This is a genomic window from Edaphobacter sp. HDX4, from assembly GCF_036877565.1.
Classification (GTDB): Bacteria; Acidobacteriota; Terriglobia; order Terriglobales; family Acidobacteriaceae; genus Edaphobacter.
Genome location: NZ_JAEDXW010000021.1, coordinates 44,986 through 65,935, shown reverse-complemented (window position 1 = coordinate 65,935; position 20,950 = coordinate 44,986). Strand labels below are relative to the sequence as shown.

The window sequence follows — 20,950 nt, the reverse complement described above, 5'->3', positions numbered from 1 at the left end:
GCATGCTTCCGGCGGATGATTTTGTCCTACCTCATGGAGGTATGCCATGGGTCACGCGGCACGCTCCTTTTCCTCCCTTTCTATCCTCGCCATCCTACTGCTCCTCGGCACGAACCTTTCCGGTCAGAAGGCTTTGACCCACGAAGAAGCTCGCGCTCTCGATCATCAAAATCCGGTGTGGGATTCGATACGTCCTCATCTTCCTGATCCAGCTTCTGCATCGACAGAACGGTTGGAATCCGCCGCAGACATTCTGCGTGCGCGGCGCTTCTTCGAAGACGCGATGGACTTCTACGGCTATGCTCTCGGCCGAGGTGGCGAACCCGTCCATCTCCTGAACAAGATGGGCGTGACCGAGATGGAACTGCGCGACATGAATGCCGCGCGCTCTCTATTCCAACGCGCGGTGAAGATCAATAAAAAGAGTCCCGAGGCCTGGAATAATCTCGGCGTCATTGAGTACCTGAACCGGCGTTACGATCGCGCCATCGGTAATTACAAACGCGCCAGCAAGCTGGATAGAACCTCCGCGACCTATCACTCCAACATGGGGACCGCTCTCTTCGAGAGGAAGGACTTCGACCAGGCCCGCAAAGAATTTGACACCGCTCTCAAGCTCGATCCAGAGATGCTGCAGCACCACAGCACCCTTGGAGTCACAACCCGGATGCTCTCACCTGAAGACCACGCACGTTACTGCTTCGAGCTGGCGCGACTGTATCTGCAGCGCGGCGATGAGCCGATGATGATGCACTACCTTACAAGCGCGAGCGAAGCGGGCTTTGACATCCTGAGTGCCATGAACTCCGATCAGATGTTTGCTCCCTACCGGAAAGATCCTCGCATCCTTGTCATCGTGAAGAATGCGAAGGAACTTCGCAGCAAGGGCACCAACATCGCCGAAGGTTCGGGTCCGCCGCCTCCACTTCCTCCAGAAAAGCACTGATGCGGGAAGGCTATTTGTAAGGGCAGTGCCGACAGCCGGAATTGCAGCAATAGCCACGCTTCAGGTGGTACTTCTCCGTGAAGACGAGGTACGGTCCCTCATAGTAGAAGTCTTCTGACTCCAGCCCACGGCCTTCTGAGTCATCGGGTTTTGTGTCGTCGCTGGCGGCCTTAGGATTCCACATGGCTGAAGAGAGACACGGCCGCGACCGCCGGTTGCACCGTTGTAAAAGGAGGCGGGGACATCGGAACGCTGTCCACGATCTCGGCGCCAGACGTTAGATCGTCATGGAGCCTTCCATTGCGATATCGCACCTGCTTACCAGGGATTGAGGGAACCCGCTCGCCCGGCAGTACGATACCAACGAGGTTCATGGGGTCGGCACCGGCCACCGCGATCACAGCATCGCACTCGCGAGTTCGCGAAGCACGCAAGGAGTCGGCAGCCTCGGGCAATGCGTACTGCTCCCCTCCAAAGCCTGTAACGAAGCGGCCTCCTCGAATCTCTCCGCGCGCTTCCAAGCGACGCAGAATCCCTATCAGGTCTCGCCACTTGGGTGCATTCGATTCCCGCACCAGCAGGTCACGACAGAGGACGCCATACCGGTTGAGCAGCATGCATGCATAGGACTCCAGCGCCTCGTCGGTGCGCTTTGCCTGCTCAATCGCAGTCGGCGCGGCATGGACCACCTCGTTGAGCAACGACCAGCGCCCTGCAGTTGAGCGTCCGTGACGTCGCGCGGCAGAGGCCGTTGAGGTCGTGCGGCGGCGCGGATCCATCATCGCGCGAAGCTGGTCGAAACCGTCGGCCGAGGCAAGACCGGCCGTGGCCAGCTCCCACAAAGCAAGTTGCGTCGACTGCCGCGACAGCCCAAGGATGCGGCCGATATCGTTCGCAAAGCAGGCCCCGCGCTGCTCGAGCAAAGCTCTCACCTGAAGGCCATCGGAGCTAAGCACCTGGTTCAGTCGTGATTCTTCGATACGCTCTCTGCTAAGGGCATGCGGCAGCCACTCAGCAGATTCCCGAATGTAGAACGCGATAGGTGCTGCATTCGTCGGGATGACACGCCGCGGTCCCGCTCCTTCGGAACTCGACCATGCAGGATGCGGAGAGATCCGGCCCCACCCCACAGCTCCCGAGAGACACAGGGAATCGAGCCAGCGGCTATCGTAATTAGCAACCCGTGCCGGCAACAGCGTTCGTTCCCATTCGATCGCAGGAGCTTCAAATCCTTCCAGCTGATGCAGTGCCTCGAGCACACCTTCTTCCCCGCTGAGTTGCGTCTGTGGGGCCAGATGTTGCCATCCGAGCAGCCAGCGCATGTACACCGCCGGCGAGACAGGCTCAATCTGTTTCCGAAGAGCATGCATCGTGCGTCGATGAATTCGTTGCAGAATGCGTCGCTCACACCACTCAATCTCATGATCATTCGCAGGCTTGGCACGCTCGAAGATGCCGCGCATCAGCAAACCCTGCATCTCCATTGCAAGAAAGACCTGAAAGACATCGGCGGCCTTGAGCCCAAGCCGCTCCGCGAAGTCCCCCGCGGTCGTGGGTCCAAGCACCTGTACCCAGCCTTGAATGCACTGGCGCAGAGCTTGCTCTCTGGTGGCGCTATCCCCGTCATCTTTCCACAGCGCGGCCAGATGAGCCGTTCGTTCGGTGGACGCCCAGCAGGCAATTCCCTCACACTCCACCGCCTGCGCACGCCCCGAACGCAAAAGCCGTTCGAAAAATACCTGCCAGTTCTGCGCCTCTTTTTTTCCGGCAAAGAAGTCCAGGGGCAACGCAATCAGCGAGTGCAACAAGTCATGGAGCTCGTGCTCGTCGCGTATGTCCGGCCAGCACTCCCGCCGAACCTGATCGATCGCTTCTGGATCCAGTCGACCCGCTTCTTCCATCACGCTCGACGGCAGTGTACGGGAGAGCGATACCGCGCGCGCGCGTCGCTCCTCGAGCCCGGCTTCATCCAGAAAAGCATACGGGTTTGCATTCAACAGCTCATGTGCAAACTGCGACGGCACGGGAGTATCCACCGCAAGGCAACGGATGCTTCCGTCCTTGATTCCCTGAAGAACAGCGATGAGACCCTCAAGATCCATCGCCTCTCCCAGAACGTCCTTCATCACCTCATCCACCAGCGGATGAGCAGGAATCTGGATGTCTCCTTCGATATTTTCAAAACATGCAGCTGCCTGCGGGAAGACGCTGGCCAGCAGATCCTCGGAGCGTGTGCGCTGAATCTGCGGAGCTACACGCTTGCCTTTCGAAAACCGGAGAAGCTGCAGGCTGCGATTCGCTGCCCATCGCCATCTGGTCTTGAAGATGGGAGATGCGAGAGATGCCTGCTCCAGCAGCTCCTTCGTCGTGTGCTCCGTAAGGAACTGGAAGACGTCCGCCAGCGGGAAGCTGTGCTGTTCTGCAAGGGAGATGTTGATACCGTTATCCGTCGCGGCCGCCTGCAGCTCGAAGTTGAACCCGCGGCAGAAGCGCTTTCGCAGTGCCAGCCCCCATGCTTTGTTGATCCGGCCGCCAAAGGGAGCATGCAGGATGAGCTGCATCCCGCCGCCTTCGTCGAAGAAGCGTTCCGCGATGATCGTCGTCTTCGATGGAACGGATCCCAGAACAGCCCGACCCATCACGACATACTCAATCAACTGCCTGGCACCGCCTGCGCACACGCCGCAATGCTCCATCAGCCAGGCCGTTGCCTCCGCAACCTCAGGAATAGAAGGCGAGATATGTTCCGGAGAGACCCCGGCCGTAAGCGCCGCAATCTGCTCGCGCAACTCACTCACGCCGTCGGACAGAACGCTTGTGCGCTGTGGAGCCTCGCCTTCCCAGAAGGGAAGGCTTGGAGGCGCACCGTGAGCATCTTCCACCAAGACACGCCCAGCAGCTTCCACCCGCTGAATACGCCAGCTTGTATTGCCAAGCAGAACCACGTCGCCCGGCGAGGAATCGACGGCAAAGTGCTCATCCAAGGTCGCAATCTGGACCCCCTCAGGCTGAAGCACCACCGAGTAGAGATTGGTCTCAGGAATCGCACCGCCGTTGGAGATCGCAATCATGCGCGCTCCGCGGCGAGGATGCAGCTCCTCATGGATTCCATCGCGAGACAGATAGGCGCCGTAACGTCCGCGGCTTGACTCTATCCCCGAGGCAAGCAGACCAATAATCTCGTCGAATCGTTCGCGCGTCAGGTCACGATAAGGCCACGCACGGATTACCAGAGCATAGAGTGCATCTTCCTGCCAGGGTTCAGCCCCACAGGCGGCCACAATCTGCTGCATGGCGACGTCGATTGGTTGATGCGGAATCTCAAGTTGATCGAGTATGCCGGAACGCATCGAGTGAATCAGCGCAGCCTGCTCCATCAGGTCATCGCGGGTCGTGGCGAAGAAACGCCCCTTCGGGATCGCTCCTCTCCAGTGGCCGGCGCGCCCGATGCGCTGCATCGCCACCGAGACCGATCGCGTGGTCGCAATCTGGCAGACCAGATCGATATCGCCGATATCGATACCCAGTTCCAACGAAGCTGTCGCGATAAGGATTTTGATCTGGCCATTCTTCAATCGCTGCTCGGCATCGAGTCGAAGGGTGCGCGAAAGCGATCCATGGTGCGCCGCTACATTCTCCGATCCAATGCGCTCTGCAAGGGCGAACGCAATCTTCTCCACCAGACGCCTGGTATTGACAAACACCAACGTAGAGCGGTGCGACTGCGTATACGTGGCCAGCTTGTCGAAGATCTCATCCCACATCTTGGTTGTGAGAACGGCACTCAACTCGTCAGAGGGAACCTCGATCGCGAGATCCAGTTCACGACGCTGCCCCACCTGCACGATCGTTGCCCTGGGCCGCTCCGGGTGTACGCCAGTAAGGAAGTCCGCGACCAGCTGGATAGGATTCTGCGTCGCTGACAGACCGATGCGCTGAGGCGAAGTCGCCCGCCCGGTTAGAAAACTACCCGGCGACAATCGGTTTTCTCCACGTACCAGAGCGTCCAGGCGCTCGAGCGAGAGCGCCAGATGAGCGCCCCGCTTATCGTCGGCGATCGCGTGAATCTCATCGACGATCACCGTTTGAACGCCGCGCAGATGCTCGCGTGACTTCCCTGCCGTCAGCAGAATATAGAGCGACTCGGGAGTCGTGACCAGAATGTGCGGCGGATTCCGCAACATGGCCGCGCGCTCTTTCGGAAGGGTGTCGCCCGTACGCACTCCGGTCCGGATCTCGGTGGAGAGATAGCCTCGCTCCAGCGCGAGCTGCTGAATCTCCCGCAACGGCTGCTCGAGATTCTTCTGGATGTCGTTCGAAAGAGCCTTAAGCGGACTTACATAGACGACCTGCGTCGCTGGCGCAAGCGTACCCGCGATGGCATCGCGCAACAGCTTATCGATGCAGACCAGGAAAGCGGCCAGTGTCTTTCCACTCCCGGTGGGAGCAGAGATCAACGTGGCCTTTCCAGCAAGGATGCTGGGCCAGCCCTCCTGCTGTGGTTCCGTCGGTGAACCGAAGCGGCGAAGGAACCACTCCGCTGTGACCGGATGTGCCCAGGCGAGCGAGGTCGGAATCTCAATTTCTTCGGCAGCCGTGGACATTGCGCTATTCTAGCGCGAACTTGTTCGATCTTTATTCGCCAAGGACTTAGCAGACCTCAGGCATCGCAAAGCCTGGAGACCTCACCAGAATCACATATTTCCGACTCCGACGTCCGCTACCTCGGCCGCCTGATTGTCCTCGTCGAGATATTGCTCAATAACTTTCGTAAGAGTCCCCTGCGCAGACAGAATAAAGTCGATCGCATCCCGCCCCGCTCCCTCGCCTCCCCGGTTCGGCGTCGTGTAGTGAGCGGCGTCTTTTACCTGCTGGCGTGCGTTGGCGGTGGCAATTGACAACCCACACACCCGCATCACCGGGAGATCGATAATGTCATCGCCCACATAAGCCAGCTCATCCATCGAGTATCCCGTCTTCTCGAGGATCTCGCGAATGGCATGCATCTTATGCGCCTGCCCCTGGTAGACGAACTCAAGCTTCAGGTCGCGCGCTCGTATCGCCACCGTCTGAGAGTTGCGTTTTGTGATGATGCCAATCCGCAGGCCTCCCAGGCGACCGAGCGTGATTCCCAGGCCATCATGCGCAGCAAACCCTTTGGCTTCGATCCCTTTTCCGTCGGGGCCGGGAATAACGAAGATCTGTCCGTCGGTCAGAACTCCATCGACATCGAAGATCAGAACTTTAATCTTTTTGGCACGGGCTTCAGCATTCATGATCACAATGATAGCTTGGGTCCTTGGGTAGGATGGACCACCGCCTGCCGTGCCCAACGATCAACGCCAATGCCCTGCCACCCACACCCAGCCGTGCCGGGTCTGCCGCCAATGTCCGGGATACCAGCGATACCCTACGTGTGGCGGACGAACGTAGGCACCTGGAACCCAGACATATCGATTCCCATGCCAGCGGTAATAGCCGCCGCGCCAAGCCCAGTTCGGGTGTGCCGCCGGAACGGCCGGGATAGCCTCAGGCGGTGGCGGTGGCGGGCCCATGTGCAGGTGTTGAGCTGGCGCCCCATACGCCATCGAGAAAAAGACTACAAATGTGCAGATTGCAGCAGATACAGAAGTTCTCATCGTCTCGTTTGCGTCTCCTGAAGCGGTTAGACCCGGCTCCGAAGCATTGGACGCGGAATTTCCCTAAGGGTGGCAGTCCTCAGCCGCGGCTCTTCGCGATAAACCGATGCGAGCAGTCGAGACACTTCCACGGATAGTAACCGAGCTGTGCCAGAACGGCCCTCTCAAGAAGAGTTTTTCTCCCCGATCGCAGTGTATGGAAGTTTCCACACTGTTCGCACATCACAGCAGAATACGGAAGCAAGGGCTTGGGATGGATGTGGCCGGCAGACCGTGGGTCGCGCTCGCTCACAGGAGAAAGATTGGGAGAAACCATACAGACCTCAAAGCAGGGATTGAGAAATCAACAAGCACAGCAGACGCTCCTCAGCATACGTGTCAGCTTGGAGCATGGAATCGTCTTTGAAACAGTTCCTACCTTCATTATTTATTGTGGCTCGGCCGGAAGACAAGAGATTTCCACTTGCCGCGCATCTTCTTTCCCGATCTGTCGCCTGCATTTGAGCGGACGCCCGCATCTTCGATTCATTATGAAATTGAGGACTGACTCACTACATTGGAAGAACCGAACCGATCCTGGCAGCGGGAAACCAGCGTTTCCGTCGCTCCTGATGATCTTGGGAACAGGCAGACGGGTCGCCGAAGTTATGGAGGATGAATGCACAAAAGATGGATGCTGTGCCTGGCGATTCTGTGGGTCTGCGTCGCTACCGAACATGCAAGCAGTATGGCGAAAAGGCCGCGGTATGAGGTGGTGGGGTACGTCCTCGGTCCCCGCACCGGCACGCTCGATCCAGGCACGTTCGCAGCGATGAAGATGACGCGGATCAACTATGCCTTCTTCACCCTGAAGGATGGCTTGATCGCGGAACGCCGGGATACCGACCGCGCAAACCTGGCCGTCCTGACGAGCCTGCGCAAACAGAATCCGATGCTGCAGGTGCTGATCTCCGTCGGTGGCGGAGGCAACGGATCTGCCGGATTCTCGGACATGGCAATCACAGCAGAGGGTCGCAAGCGATTCGTCGATAGCGCCGTGGAGATGGTGGAGAAGTACCAGCTCGACGGCGTCGATGTGGACTGGGAGTATCCCGGCTACACCCATGCGATCAACACGACCGTACGCCCGCAGGATAAGCAGACGTACACACTGTTGCTCAAAGAGCTGCGGCTGCGCTTCAACCGTGAGCAGAAGCGTCTCGGTCGGCCGCTGGTGACGTCCTCAGCAACAGGAGCGACGCAGATCTGGCTCGATCACACCGACATGCGAGCCGCCTCACGCTGGCTTACCAGCGTCAACATGATGTGCTACGACTGGTACAACGCGGTTGAGAAGAACACCGGCCACGACTCCCCCCTCTACACCAGCAGCGCAGATCCAAAACAGATCTCGATCGACAATGCAGTAAGGATGAACCTTGCCGCGGGAGTTCCGAGAAAAAAGCTTGTCCTCGGGGTGCCCTTTTATGGCCGCAAGTGGACGGGCGTCGAGGCCACAGGCAACGGGCTATGGCAGCCGATCGCCGCACCCTCTGGCGCAGACATCTTCTACAGGGATGTTGTGCCGCTCGTAAATGCGGAAGGATTCGTGCGGTACTGGGACGCCACGGCGCAGGCTCCTTATCTCTACAACGGAGAGACAAAGACCTTCATAACCTACAACGATCCGGAAGCCGAGACCGCCCGCACAAACTATGTCCGAAAGATGGGCCTGGGCGGAATCATGTTCTGGCAGTACGGCGGCGACTCCAGCAATGCGCTGCTGAATGCAATCGCTGCCGGGTTCTCCAGGTAACCGATTGGATCGACAGACCGGAGCGCCAGATGCAGGTTGCTCCTCGCGCCAAATCTCTTATGCGCTGCCTTTAGCAGAGGACTCCGAAGGATGATCGAGATCCAGTGGGTCTCCCAGTAGTTGCTGCTTGGCTTTGAGCTTTTGAATGAGATCCTGCTTCACCGTAGCGTACGCGGCATCATCAACAAGATCGTGCATCTCCCAGGGATCTTTCTCGAGGTCAAAGACCTGGTAACGGTTGAGGGGCGGATAAAAGATCAGCTTGTGGCTCTTGGTCCGGATGGAGCGCTGCAGGTCAGTCAGCCTCCCATACATCGCATCGTTGATGGGTTCCGGATGATCGGAGTGGAGCATCGGCGCGAGCGAAGGAAACTCGACGTGCTTCGGAATCGGAACTCCCGCAAGATCGCACGTCGTGGCATACATCGAGTGCTGATAGACCATCTCGTCCACCCGCTTGCCGGGCTTGATGTCAGGTCCCATCATGATGAGCGGCATCCTCATTGAGCACTCATACTGGTTCTGCTTGCCCATCAAACCGTGTTCTCCAACGGCAAGTCCATGGTCAGCGGTGACGATCACGTAGGTGTTATCGGCCTTGCCTGAGGCCTTCAGCGCGTCGAGGATCCGGCCAATCTGCGCGTCCATGTGAGTGATGATGGCGTAGTATTCGCGGCGATGGACGCGAATGTCCTGCTCCGTGCGTGGGAACGGGGCAAGCAGTTCGTCCCGGGTCTTATGCTGGCCCTGGTCGAAGGGATGTTCCGGCAGGAAGTTAGGAGGAACGGCGATCTTCTCCACCGGATACATGTCTAGATATTCCTGGGGCGCCTGTCGCGGATCGTGTGGAGCGTTAAATCCGACGTACATGAAGAAAGGCTTCGTCTTGCCAGGCACGGCTTTGGTCAGGTGCTCGACCGCTGCATCGGCATAGAGCTCGCTCGAATGCTGGATGGTCTCGTCGCTGCGCTCATTGAGCCATAGCCCTCGCTTGAGCCAGTGTCCGAAGAGCGCCTTGTTCATCGGCTGCCAGTTGTTACCCGGCGCGGGACGGTTGTACATGTCCGGAGTCGATGCCAGGTACCCGGGAGCGACCGGCCCCATCTCACTGAACGAGCGCTGGAGCATCACTGCATCGAGGTGCCACTTGCCTGCAATGTAGGTGTCATAGCCGGCCTCGCGCAGGGTCTGGCCCCACACTGGGGTGTCGATCGCCTGGTTATCGGAGTCGCTGCGATTGGCGCGGAAGCTCGATAACCCGGTGTTCAGCATGGTCCTGCTGGGAACGCACACCGCCCCGGACCATCCTCCCTGGTGGAAGCAGTGAGTGAAGTGGCTGCCTGATCGGACCAGTTTGTCCAGGTTCGGCGTGTGTACCTCAGGATTGTTGATGGAGTTGATCGTGCGGAACATCAGATCGTCCGCAATGATGAAGAGGAAGTTAGGGCGCTGATCGGCCGGGGCAGATGGAAGCGAATGAGCCTCGAGCGGCTGCACAGCCGCAAGGGCTACCGAGGAACCCAGACCAATAAATTTTCTTCTGTTCAAGTGCCGTACTCGTTTCTTGCGGAAGCGATGTCGTGTCCGTCCTTATCCTACCGCCCTCCTCAAATCGAGCCTCTGTACCCGCACTTTGAGACAGACAAATGCCCACCTCTGAAGCATCGCAGCGGTGGGCATCCGGTCCTCTACCGTGTTCAGGACGCCATCGGGGGTGTGGGGAGGCCATTCTTTTTCGCGATTTCGTCGATCATCTGGGTATGCTCCCGGATAACCTCGGTGCCCTTGGTGACAGTCTCTTTCAGGGTCGGATCGGAGGCCTTTGACTGCTCCGCGATGAACTCGCCCAGATCGTGATGGTGATCGGCCACCATCGCCTTGATGTACTCCTTGTCGAACTCATCCCCGGAGAGGGACTTGAGGTGATCGGCAAGCTGCTGATGCTTCGCATCCAGCTTTGTAGGTGGCTTTACTCCCAGTTGATCCGCGCAGGGTTTCATGTCGCTGATCAGCTTGCTGTGATCGACGACCATCTTCTGAGCAAACTGTTTGACATCAGGGTTTTGGGACTTCTTGAGAGCGAGCTTGCCGAGTTCCACCTCGGCGAGGCTCCCTTCAGACGCCTTCATGACGAATTGTTTGTCCTGGGCTGATCCTGCCTCACTGGACTGGTAAGCCGCGGCGGGCAAGGTACTGGCGCAGACGAGAATCGCCAGCGAACAAGACTTCGCGATGTACGCAAACGTACGCATGGTTCCTCCTTTTACTGGTATCGATTCGATCAAGCGCGCAGACATGCATGAACGACGCCTGCCTATAAGAGGGGGCGTGACGGGTTAGGGTTTACCGATGCAACGAATTTGACTGAAGACCATACTCCGCGAGCGAAGTTCCGGCCCTATCGTTGGACTTTAGTATGGTCGCCGGAGTGGGGCTGCCCACGTATGAGCTCACGGAGCACCGCAATTATGCATCCAAATGATCAGGTCGCTCCTGAGACCACGCCCGCTTCTTAAATCGGGGCTTGACCCCAGCGCTTCCATCCGGAGGCCACCATGAAGATTCAACAGCTCGTCCTGCCGTTTGTGCTCACGACTCTCTCTGTCGCCTGCGTGGGGCAATGCCCGAAGGCGGGTACAAAACCGACCTGGGACTCGAACAAGGAGCAGTTCCGTTGCACCGATCCGACGAGCGAGTCTGCGCAGAGCGATCTGGTGCCGCCCACAGGTGACAAAAATCATTGCAAGAGCATTCGCGAAGATCTGCAAAGGGCATGTCCTTCGCCCGATGAAGGCAAAACCTGCAAGAACGCCGCGAAGTCTATCTTCGAGTCGTGCTACAAGGGCTCTGAGACCAGCAGCAGCGGATCGGCAGCTTCGTCATCGCAAGCTAATCGGACAGACGCAGCCACCTGCATGGCGACCTATACGCAACAGCAACAGGCCTGCCGGACGCGGGCAACGCCTCAACGTGCTCCCGGTCAACCTTACGTTCCTGACACGTGCCTGTCCGATGCCCTCGCGGCACAAAACAAATGCCTTGCCAACTCCCGGTGAACAGGACAGCAGCAACGGCTCCGTGTTGGAATTTGCTCAAGGCACTTGCGCCGGTCATGTCAGGAATCGCAGCACCGGCACACACTCGACGCGTCTACTGTCTCCGGGCCGTCACGGGACTCTGGAAGCAGGCCTGCCATCCGCCCTGCTCATAGACGGTCTTTTGGCAGTAGGTCGCTTCAGGGTAGTAGGGTCCCATGACGTTCGCCGTGCAGGTCGCGTTCTGCTCGATGGACTGATTGGGATCGGCACATTTGAGGTTTGCGGTCTGGGATGTCATGGTGAAGCTGGCGTCAGGGAGCATGTTCCGGAAGATGAGCGCCTTCTCAAACTGCGTTCTCCCCCATGGAAGCACGGTGACAGTCTTGTCGGACTTCGCGTTCGCCGGAACATCACCGGGCGTGGCCACGACGTAGGTGTAGTAGCCATTGGCGTCGAGCGCGGTCTGATCATCGGCGGCACAGCCAGCCTGACCGGACTGCTCGACCACGGGAAACGGGAAGATATGGTCGTAGTTGCAGAGCGACCAATACCGCAGCTCCTGACCCTGGAGCAGCGGATAACCGTTGGCCCCGAAAGAAGGGACGGTGGCGGCGCGGCCACGCACGACCGCGATGACTCCCTTCTGGTAGCTCATCCCGGTGACGACGTATTTGTTGTAGTCGTTGGGGAAGGCTCCTCCTGCCTGGCTCGAAAGCGGCGGCCGGAACATCAATTGGTCGGGCTCGGTGGCTCCGGGAGGATTAATCTGGCCGTTCCAGTAACGGATGAGGGCGTTGTAGAGCAGCAGGCGCAGGCTGGACGAGAGCGTCCGGCAGGGCGCGACGGTGGTGATGACGTGGCCTGCGAGCGAGATGGTGAGTTTGGGGAGCTCGCTCTGCGAGACCTGGCCATTTGGAATGTAGGAGCGGATGACGACGTAGCCCTGCGAGAAGCCGTACTGGTTGATGCGTGGACCGTAGACGATATCGCTGCCGGTCGGCGGAGGCGGGGCCGGAGTTCCGGCGACGGGGCTGGGAACGATGGTGGCGTGGAAGCTGCCGCCTTTGGCAGTGGGATCGAGGAAGGGATTCTGGCTGCCTCTGTCGAGGACGAATTGCACGTCGTAGGTGGAGGAGAGCGATTCTCCGAGAGTGTTATAGGTGTTGATGGAGAGGAAGCGGGTGGGAAAGAAGTCGCCCTTGATCTCGATCTTGCTGCTGGAGAGCAGAACGTAGGGTGTGGTCCAGTAGATGGCGTTCGCGTCCGGGTACATGACGTTGAGGGTGTCGGGCGTGGTTTTGAAGGGCCACGAACAGCCAAGAGTCACGGGAAGGGCAAGCTGTGCATAGGTCGCGCGGCAGAGAGCCAGGACGCAGAAGAGCGCCAGAAAGAGCCGCGCGGAGATTCGACGGTTCGTCGGCAACGTCATAACGTTCCAACCTCAATTGAATTTTGGAGGGAAAGGCCCGGGGCCGGAACTGCCACTATAGTCCGCGGTTCAGAGATGCACAAGAATGACCGGCCGCCGGAGTTTGTCCCGACCAGCGGGTGAAAAGAAAACCCCGCCGGAGGGCGGGGTCAGAGATAGCTCGGGACGAACATACGGCGTGAAGGGTTGAAGGTCTTTCCAGTGGGCTCTATCTAGGTGATGCTCTTCGGAACGAGTCTCATTGGGAGGTTAAGCGTGGTTCGCCACATAACAGCGTCCTGCTGAATCGGCTTCATGCTCTTCGCAAATTGTGCGAGTTCTGAGCGGGAAAGATCTGAGCGCTCGCAGAAGAAGGGATGTCGTGGGGCTCTGGAGAAGTAACTGTGAAATATCGCTATCCGTTCCGTCGAGACTGCAGGCTTGCCTCGATGGAAAAGGCGCGCGGTATCCATGAAGACGACCGTTCCTGACGGTCCCGTGCAGGAGGTGATGTCTTTGTCGCCAATGGGTCTTCCAAGCTTTCGTTCCAGCTGAGAATGACTGAGAACGGGATAACGAAAGTCGCGATCGATTGGACCATCGAAGATCTCATGCCGAATGCATTGAATGGGTCCTCCCGACTCCGGCACATCCGTCAGATAGATGGCGATCTTCATCATTCGGCGATCTTCGCGGTCGCGGTGCCACAGCCGTGTCCCTCTCTGGCGACCGTCGGCTGGAGTGTAGACCACCTTAGGTCCATCGTAGGCCGCGGGCAGACCGAAGTATGCCTCGGCGATCCGAAGCAAGCTCAGGTCAAGACCCCAGGCGAAGAGCTTCCGGTAATTTGTCGCTCGTGCGGGATCCTGCGAACGGGTTAGAGGAGTGCTGAGTCGAGCAGAGATCCCAGCTCCTGCGGCAAGCATCTCCTCTGTTCCTTCCATGGCAAGATCTGCAAGAGAGGTTATGGCGACGCCCTTCCCGATCATCTCGCGGGTGATCTGGCTCTCCAGCGGTGAGAGTTCAGGAAGTCTGGTCATGTAGGCTTCCTTGGCCCGGATGTGGCGACGGTAAAGCAGCCTTTCGACGGGCGGCAGGTTTAGGGACTGGAAGGCCAGGTGGGCAGGCACACTGGCTCCGTGGCGAAGAAGCCTTTTTACGTTGGCTGGCATCGACGTAGTCTCCTCCATATCGTGCTCGGTTCAGGTCAGAAACACGTAGATATGTTGCAGGGACTCATGATACAGCTTCGCCAAGGATGATCCCGCCCGTTTGGAGCTCACGTTCGAACGTTCCAATCGGGGCGCCAAGGCCGTGACTAAGGCCACATGCCCCCACCCCCCGTATTTCGCGCAAAATCTTCCAAAGATTGGACTTAGGTCCGGACCTCGGTCTGGCTGCGTCTCCAGTCAGCTCCAAAGTCGAAGCCCCCGGAGGATCGGGGACTTTCTGCTCCCTATGTCTCTTTAATTGTAGCGAGGTGGCGGGAGTTAACTGGCGGTGTGGTTCTGTTCTGGATTCATGGAGATACGTAGATTGGGAGCTTGACAGGATTCAACAGGCTCTCGACGCGAGTGTTGACCGGGAAGAGGTCGTGACCATTATTATGGCCACCGGCCTAAGTGACTGACAGGGGAGACCATGGGTCGGATAGATCATAAAGGCGATCAAAGCATAAGAAGTACATCGATGAGAGGGTTAGGTTGATATTGGCTCCAATGAAGATTCAGACTCTCTCCGCCTCCATCCGTGGAGGCATAGCGTGGATGCCTGTCTTCATGAGCGTTGCCATCTTTCCCTCAAATGCGTGCTTGTTGGCACAAGATCTAAATCTGAGTCCTACCAGGCCGACGGTTGCCAATAGCGTTACCATGCAAAACCGAAGGGTCCTCCAGATCGAGACCGGTTATGATGCCTTTCCACAGAAGATTCCCGGCAATAGCCAGACCTTCGACACAACACTTACTTACACGCCGCTGACACGGCTCCGATTGGATTTTGGATGGTCCAGCTGGAACCATCGGGAGAGCGGCGGCGAGGCAACGAACGGCGTGGGAACGATCGGAGTTGGAGGGAAGATAGAGATAAGGAAAGACCGTCCCCGCTTCCCTGCCCTTGGACTGCAGTATGGGGCTGAGCTTCCTACCGCCTCAGAGAGCAGCCTTCAGGGCTATGGACAGCAGATCATTCTGATTCTCAATCACCACTATGGCAAAGAGGGCAAGTTCAACGTCATTGTGAACGGCTCGATGATCCAGTCTGACTGCCGGACGAGAGAGGGATGCACTTACGGTGGCCAGCAATCGATTGCCATGGCTTACCGTCTGCAAAAGAAGACGCGACTCTACGCGGAGGTCTTTGGCCAGAATGTACCGCAATCGAATGCGCCGCCGGGAACGTACTTCTTCACCGGCCTCTTCCATCAATTCACCGATGCCTTCGGGATCAATGGCGGCATGCGGTTTGGTTTAACGGATCATTCAGCGAGTGTCGGCACTACGATAGGGCTGGTCTTCGGAAAGCGTCTGTAGCAGGTGGCTTTCCTCTGCCTATGAGCGAACACGACGGCGGAGTTTATGTCTCGCCGTTCCAATAAGCATAAAACCAACGGCACCCGTGCCCAGCAATGCGAGAGTGGCCGGTTCAGGCGTAGGAGCAGATGGCACAAAGCCCGTCTGCGTGACAGGCCCGGAAGAGGCAATCAGAGTCTCTCCGTCATGATCGCTGCAGACAGCACAGGTATAGGCGTGGAGTGCGGCGGCGTGGAATTGCTCGTCTCCAAAGGCGCATCCCTCTCCGCAATAAGAAGAGATTGGATCTGTGTAGGCAGTATCCGTGAACAGTGAGATCAGCGATTGACCGTCTACGGTAGCGGAAAAGGTGTGCAATGACGCGAGGGTCATAGGCCTGAAGACGGCATAGTAGTTCAATGGATCTTCCTGGTTGAGGGCCACCAGATTGAAACTGAACGCTGTGAGGTCGGCAAGGGTGATGTTGCCGGAGGTGGAAGCGTAGCTAAAGTCGCCCGTTCCGGTATATAGTCCGCCGTCGTATTTGAAGTTCACCGTATCGGCATGAGTGACCAGAGAAGAGCAGGACGATACAACGCAGAGGAGAAGTAAACGAGCTACTCGCATTTTGCACCACGTAAGGGCGTCTGAGACGTCCGGCAAGAGATTGGCACCGCCAATCAGCAATGTCAAGCGGAAAGCAGGTATTTTGGGGCATCAAGATCTCCCCGAGCTCGGTCCGGACGGACGTCAGTCAAGCTAAGGCGATAGTGGTCGATGGGTTGCGAGTGGCTGTCGTGATTAAGGAGGTGCCGTGCATGGCGGTGCGGCTCGGCATCGCCATGCGGCGATTGTAAGGCATACCTCAGCGGCCAAAGCTGCGTTTTCTGTTCCGATTTTTGTGGCATCCGTTCGACTACGCTCAGGACAGGCTCTGAAGCCGTGCCCTTAACGAGGCGTTCGAGCTGACGCTCGAATGAGCCCACTCATGCGATAACGCCGCATGAATGGGGCACCCAGATTAGTGCCTCAATCTTATGCATGGGCCACCCGCCACGGCTTTAGCCGTGCCTGAACGTCTTAAGAAACAGCGGTGCGACAATCAATAGTGCATTCGATCTACATCGCGGACTGTCTCAGGAGATGTTATGAAGCTCCTTGGAAATGAAGAAATTACCGAATGGTGTGCAACGCGCGGAATTAGTAGGCGCGGGCGGAAGCTCCTTCCCGGCGAGATGTTTGAACGTTGGATAGTTGTTGAAGTACCCGAGTCCGCGAATGCTCGAATGGCATTAGCGATCGATTTGGTCCTGCTCGGGGGGGATATAAATGATGGAGATTTTGTTTGGGTCAGTGACTGGGACAGATGGGGAGAGTTGAACCGAGAACTCGGCGAAACTGTGATTACCAGGCTGCGTGTCGTAGATTCAGAGCCAAGAATCGCGAGTCTGGCGGAAAAACCAGGACTTCTGTCTGGTTCGGAAGATCGCTCAGTGTTGGCGGCGATCATTTGGCAGGTGATGCTTTTCGGATGGGACACCTATTTGATTCCTTCGGCGGGTTCACATGTTGTCGAATATTCTCACGATGATCTTGTTTGGATCAGCTATCGCGACTCATCTCGAGAGCGATCAATGCTCGATGCTCTCGCGCGTTGGGGCGCGAAGGTGAAGCGCCCGGCTAGCCAAACGCAGTAAAGCTCGGCCCAACAGCAGAACCCAACGCCAAACCCGAATGGCAGCGTCCCTGCTCCGGGCTCCTGGAAAGGGCAGGGTGGAAACCTGGTGCCCCCTTGACCCCAAGCGAATGGGTCCGCGGAAAGGGCAGCAATTCACCGGACGGTAGACCGACAAGGTGGGACCCTAAGTATCCGATTCCGGGAGGGTACAGTTCGTACGGCAGCGGCTGAAGCCGCTCTTTCTGTTGCGACTTTTGTGGCACGGCTGAAGCCATGCCCTTAACGAGACGTTCGAGCTGAAGCTCGAATGAATGGACACATCTACGTTGTCCCCTAGGGACTTTTCTTTAGAGTGCGGAGGAGTAGCCCTGAGACGATTCCCACATGGAACTCCAAATCTGAGTGACTAGGTTCCCGAGTGGCTGTTGAGCATCTACAAGCCCCGCTAGCGCGACGATGATCGCATCGTTCACCGGAGCATTATTTGAACTCACGCACGTCCTCCACTTAGAACTGCTACTATTTGCCACAATTAGAGCTAACAAAGGCCCAGCCTCACGACTGAGCCTTTGCGCGAAGCGCGTTTCGCCGTCCGCGTAGGACCTAGCTGCAGCCGCTGGTGCTTCCGCACTCCATGCAGCGGTAGCAGGAGCCGTTTCTTGTCATGATGGCTCCGCAGGTGGCGCAGCTGGGGGCGTCGCCCATGTCGTACATGCTCTTCATGGCGTCGGCGGCGTGGTAGATTCCGCGGTCTTCCATGGAGAGGGGTCCGGAGTTGGCGGTGTAGGTCGGGTCGGGGGCGATTCCCTCACGGGGTGGGGTGGTTCCGGGGTAGGTCTCCTCCGGTGCGTACGATCCCGGTAGAGAAGCAGATCCCTCCACTGCGCCTGCGGCTCCGGTCGGGATGACACTTTCATACGAGGTTGAGGCTGCGAGTGAGGGGATGACGTAGCTACCTGCTCCCTGGACGGTGCCCTCGACGGGTACGGCCTGTCCGGTTGCGGGTCGGGGGGCGAGTCCGGCGAAGAGCGAGAGCTGCTGCCCGGAGAGGAAGCGGATCTGCAGCCAGCGGAAGATGTAATCCATGATGGACTTGGCGTAGCCGATCTGCTCGTTGCCGGTCCAGCCGGAGGGCTCGAAGCGGGTGTGGGCGAACTTCTCGCAGAGGACGCGCAGCGGGACGCCGTGCTGGAGCGCGAGGGAGACGGCGGTCGCGAAGGAGTCCATCAGACCGGAGACGGTGGAGCCTTCCTTGGCCATGCGGATGAAGATCTCGCCGGGCTGGCCGTTGGGGTAGAGTCCGACGGTGATGTAGCCCTCGTGTCCGGAGAGGCCGAACTTGTGGGTTACGCTGGCGCGCTCGGCGGGGAGGCGGTGACGGACGGCGCGGGGCGGAGACTGGGCGTCGACGGCGTCGGAGTTCTTGCTGGCGGCCTCGGTGATGGCTTTGATCTGCTGCTCGAGGGTGGAGATGCGGACGTTTGCTGCTGCTTTGGCGGCGGCTACGGCCTCTTCGATCTCGATAGAGCCTGCGGCAGGAGCGGAGACGGCGTCCTTCTCCTTCTGGGCCTTGCCGTCGGAGGCGGAGACGTTGAGCGGCTGGGAGCCCTTGGAGTTGTCGCGGTAGATGGCGACGGCCTTGAGGCCCTGACGCCAGGACTCGATGTAAGCCTCGGCGATGTCTTCGACGCTGGCGTCCTGCGGGAGGTTGACGGTCTTCGAGATGGCTCCGGAGAGGAAGGGCTGGGTGGCGGCCATCATCTTGATGTGGCCCATGTAGTGGATGGAGCGGGTACCCTTCGAAGCCTTGAAGGAGCAGTCGAAGACGGCGAGGTGCTCGGCCTTGACGTGGGGCGCGCCCTCGATGGTTCCGGTGGCGTCGATGTAGCTGACGATGGCATCGACCTCGGCGTTGGTGTAGCCGAGCTTGAAGAGTGCCGAAGGAACGGTGTTGTTGACGATCTTGATCATTCCGCCGCCGACGAGCTTCTTGTACTTGACGAGGGCGAGGTCGGGCTCGATGCCGGTGGTGTCGCAGTCCATCATGAAGCCGATGGTTCCGGTGGGTGCGAGGACGGTGACCTGGGAGTTGCGGTAGCCGAACTTCTCGCCGTGGGCGAGCGCGCCGGTCCAGCTGTCCTTGCTGGCGGCGATGAGCTCATCGAGCTGCGGGGCGATGAAGGGTTCTGCTGAGGATTTGGACTTGCCGATGTTGTTGACCTCGGCGCGGTGCATGCGGATGACGTCGAGGAAGGGCTCGCGGTTGACGTAGAAGCCCGGGCAGGCTCCGCCTTCGATGTGCGCCTGCTGGGTGAGCGGGGTGGCGGCGCCGAGCGCCGGGCAGAGCTCAGCGATGCGCGAGGACTGCCAGTAGGCATCGCCGCAGAGGATCGAGGTGACGGTGGCGGCGAAGTCGCGTCCGGCGTCGGAGTCGTACGGCAGGCCGAAGGCCATCAGCAGGGCGCCGAGATTGGCATAGCCGAGGCCGAGCGGGCGGTAGTCGTGCGAATTCTTCGCAATGTTTTCGGTCGGGTAGCCGGCGGCGTCGACGATGATCTCCATCGCGGTGGTGACGACGGCGATGCCGTGACGGTAGGCGGCGATATCGAACTGCCCCCCCGGGGTGAGGAACTTCAGGAGATTGAAGGAGGCAAGGTTGCAGGCCGAGTCGTCGAGGAACATGTACTCGGAGCAGGGATTGGACGCATTGATGCGGCCGGTGTTCTTGCTGGTGTGCCAGCGATTGATGGTGGTGTCGTACTGCATGCCGGGATCGCCGCAGAGCCAGGTGGCTTCGGCGATCTTGTTCATGATGTCGCGGGCGCGATACTCCTTGACCGGGGTGCGGGCCTTGACGGTGCGGGTGACGAAGGTGGAGTCGGCCTCGACGGCCTGCATGAACTCGTCGTTGACGCGGACGGAGTTGTTGGCGTTCTGGAAGAAGATGGAGCTGTAGGCCTCGGAGTCGGGGCCGGAGCCATCGTAGCCGGCGCGGACGAGGGTGTGGGCCTTGGCCTCTTCCTTCTGCTTGCACTCGATGAAGTCGATGATGTCGGGATGGTCGACGTTGAGGATGACCATCTTGGCGGCGCGGCGAGTCTTGCCGCCGGACTTGATGACTCCGGCGAAGGCGTCGAAGCCGCGCATGAAGGAGAGCGGGCCGGAGGCGGTTCCGCCGCCGGAGAGGGTTTCCATGCTTCCGCGGATGTTCGAGAGATTGGAGCCGGTTCCCGATCCCCACTTGAAGAGCATGCCCTCGGTCTTGGCCAGGGTCAGGATGGAGTCGAGCGAGTCGTTCACCGAGTTGATGAAGCAGGCCGAGCACTGCGGCTTGCTGTAGCCGGTGACGGAGAACTCGATGGCGCAGGTGTGCGGGTTCCAGTGCCAGTTCTGCGCGTCGGAGTTCGGCTCGAGGCGATCGCAGCCGACGTTAAACCAGACGGGCGAGTTGAAGGCGACCTTCTGGTTTAAAAGCAGGTGGCTCAGTTCGGCGAAGAAGACCTCGGCGTCTTCGGCGGAGGCGAAGTAGCCGCCCTCCATGCCCCAGTCGCGGATGGATTCGGCGACGCGGGTGATCAGGGCGCGGACACCGGTCTCACGCTCGGGGGTCCCCAGCTGGCCGTGGAGGTACTTGGAGGCGACGATGTTGGTCGCGGTCATCGACCAGTCGGAGGGAACCTCGACGTTCTTCTGCTCGAAGATGGTCTTGCCCTTGAAGTCCTGAATGACGGCGTCGCGCAGCTCCCAGGTGACCTCGTCGAAGGGCGAGACGCCGGGGCGGGTGAAGTGACGCGAGAAGGTGAGGCCCGGGGTGCGGCCGGATGCAACCGCAGAGTTCTGTTCAGAGGTGACGGGGCTGACCGTCTTCTTGGAAATCGTTGCCATGGGGAGTAACTCCTTCTCGCGCTTAATTTGTTCCCGGAGCTTCGATCTCCG

16 protein-coding genes are annotated in these 20,950 nt (G+C 58.9%); 5 read left to right on the top strand and 11 right to left on the bottom strand.

Annotation, left to right across the window (positions count from 1 at the left end):
* Positions 1-46: 46 nt before the first annotated feature.
* On the top strand, positions 47-946 hold the full coding sequence (locus JAO29_RS18195) for a tetratricopeptide repeat protein (RefSeq protein ID WP_334269685.1): 900 nt from the start codon (positions 47-49) through the stop codon (positions 944-946).
* A 10-nt stretch (positions 947-956) separates the two neighbouring features.
* Here JAO29_RS18195 and JAO29_RS18190 read toward each other — a convergent pair whose 3' ends face one another.
* The 4 genes from JAO29_RS18190 to JAO29_RS18175 all read right to left on the bottom strand — a co-directional run bounded on the left by JAO29_RS18190 (position 957) and on the right by JAO29_RS18175 (position 6,585).
* Positions 957-1,130, bottom strand: coding sequence for a DUF5522 domain-containing protein (locus JAO29_RS18190; RefSeq protein WP_334269684.1), 174 nt, complete (start codon positions 1,128-1,130; stop codon positions 957-959).
* On the bottom strand, positions 1,117-5,550 hold the full coding sequence (locus JAO29_RS18185) for a DEAD/DEAH box helicase (protein ID WP_334269683.1): 4,434 nt from the start codon (positions 5,548-5,550) through the stop codon (positions 1,117-1,119). The genes JAO29_RS18190 and JAO29_RS18185 overlap by 14 nt, the downstream gene beginning before the upstream one ends.
* Before the next feature lie 90 nt (positions 5,551-5,640).
* Entirely contained in the window at positions 5,641-6,222 is a 582-nt protein-coding gene (locus tag JAO29_RS18180; RefSeq protein ID WP_334269682.1) for a KdsC family phosphatase, read from the bottom strand.
* A 60-nt stretch (positions 6,223-6,282) separates the two neighbouring features.
* Positions 6,283-6,585, bottom strand: coding sequence for a hypothetical protein (locus tag JAO29_RS18175; RefSeq protein ID WP_334269681.1), 303 nt, complete (start codon positions 6,583-6,585; stop codon positions 6,283-6,285).
* 658 nt (positions 6,586-7,243) lie between these two features.
* Between JAO29_RS18175 and JAO29_RS18170 the strand changes: the two genes are divergently transcribed.
* A complete protein-coding gene (locus tag JAO29_RS18170) occupies positions 7,244-8,380 on the top strand; it encodes a glycoside hydrolase family 18 protein (protein ID WP_334269680.1) in 1,137 nt (378 codons plus the stop codon).
* 57 nt (positions 8,381-8,437) lie between these two features.
* Here the strand turns inward: JAO29_RS18170 and JAO29_RS18165 are convergent, their stop codons facing one another.
* Positions 8,438-9,928 carry a sulfatase-like hydrolase/transferase gene (locus JAO29_RS18165; protein ID WP_334269679.1) on the bottom strand — a complete coding sequence of 497 codons (1,491 nt, stop codon included), beginning with the start codon at positions 9,926-9,928 and terminating at the stop codon, positions 8,438-8,440.
* Positions 9,929-10,077: 149 nt separating this feature from the next.
* Positions 10,078-10,632, bottom strand: coding sequence for a DUF4142 domain-containing protein (locus JAO29_RS18160; protein WP_334269678.1), 555 nt, complete (start codon positions 10,630-10,632; stop codon positions 10,078-10,080).
* A gap of 303 nt (positions 10,633-10,935) precedes the next feature.
* Here JAO29_RS18160 and JAO29_RS18155 point away from each other — a divergent pair, with 303 nt between their 5' ends.
* The gene (locus JAO29_RS18155; protein ID WP_334269677.1) at positions 10,936-11,436 is read left to right on the top strand and encodes a hypothetical protein; all 501 of its coding nucleotides are present in this window, start codon (positions 10,936-10,938) and stop codon (positions 11,434-11,436) included.
* Positions 11,437-11,530: 94 nt separating this feature from the next.
* On the opposite strand, the gene JAO29_RS18150 is transcribed toward JAO29_RS18155, so the two are convergent.
* Positions 11,531-12,847 carry a hypothetical protein gene (locus tag JAO29_RS18150; RefSeq protein WP_334269676.1) on the bottom strand — a complete coding sequence of 439 codons (1,317 nt, stop codon included), beginning with the start codon at positions 12,845-12,847 and terminating at the stop codon, positions 11,531-11,533.
* 212 nt (positions 12,848-13,059) lie between these two features.
* Positions 13,060-13,998, bottom strand: coding sequence for a hypothetical protein (locus JAO29_RS18145; protein ID WP_334269675.1), 939 nt, complete (start codon positions 13,996-13,998; stop codon positions 13,060-13,062).
* A gap of 546 nt (positions 13,999-14,544) precedes the next feature.
* Here JAO29_RS18145 and JAO29_RS18140 point away from each other — a divergent pair.
* On the top strand, positions 14,545-15,357 hold the full coding sequence (locus JAO29_RS18140) for a hypothetical protein (protein ID WP_334269674.1): 813 nt from the start codon (positions 14,545-14,547) through the stop codon (positions 15,355-15,357).
* 18 nt (positions 15,358-15,375) lie between these two features.
* On the opposite strand, the gene JAO29_RS18135 is transcribed toward JAO29_RS18140, so the two are convergent.
* A complete protein-coding gene (locus JAO29_RS18135) occupies positions 15,376-15,963 on the bottom strand; it encodes a PEP-CTERM sorting domain-containing protein (protein WP_334269673.1) in 588 nt (195 codons plus the stop codon).
* A gap of 521 nt (positions 15,964-16,484) precedes the next feature.
* Between JAO29_RS18135 and JAO29_RS18130 the strand changes: the two genes are divergently transcribed.
* Positions 16,485-17,033, top strand: coding sequence for a hypothetical protein (locus tag JAO29_RS18130; RefSeq protein WP_334269672.1), 549 nt, complete (start codon positions 16,485-16,487; stop codon positions 17,031-17,033).
* Between the two features lie 328 nt (positions 17,034-17,361).
* On the opposite strand, the gene JAO29_RS18125 is transcribed toward JAO29_RS18130, so the two are convergent.
* Positions 17,362-17,508, bottom strand: coding sequence for a hypothetical protein (locus tag JAO29_RS18125; RefSeq protein ID WP_334269671.1), 147 nt, complete (start codon positions 17,506-17,508; stop codon positions 17,362-17,364).
* Between the two features lie 109 nt (positions 17,509-17,617).
* On the bottom strand, positions 17,618-20,899 hold the full coding sequence (locus tag JAO29_RS18120; RefSeq protein WP_334269670.1) for a vitamin B12-dependent ribonucleotide reductase: 3,282 nt from the start codon (positions 20,897-20,899) through the stop codon (positions 17,618-17,620).
* Positions 20,900-20,950: the final 51 nt, after the last annotated feature.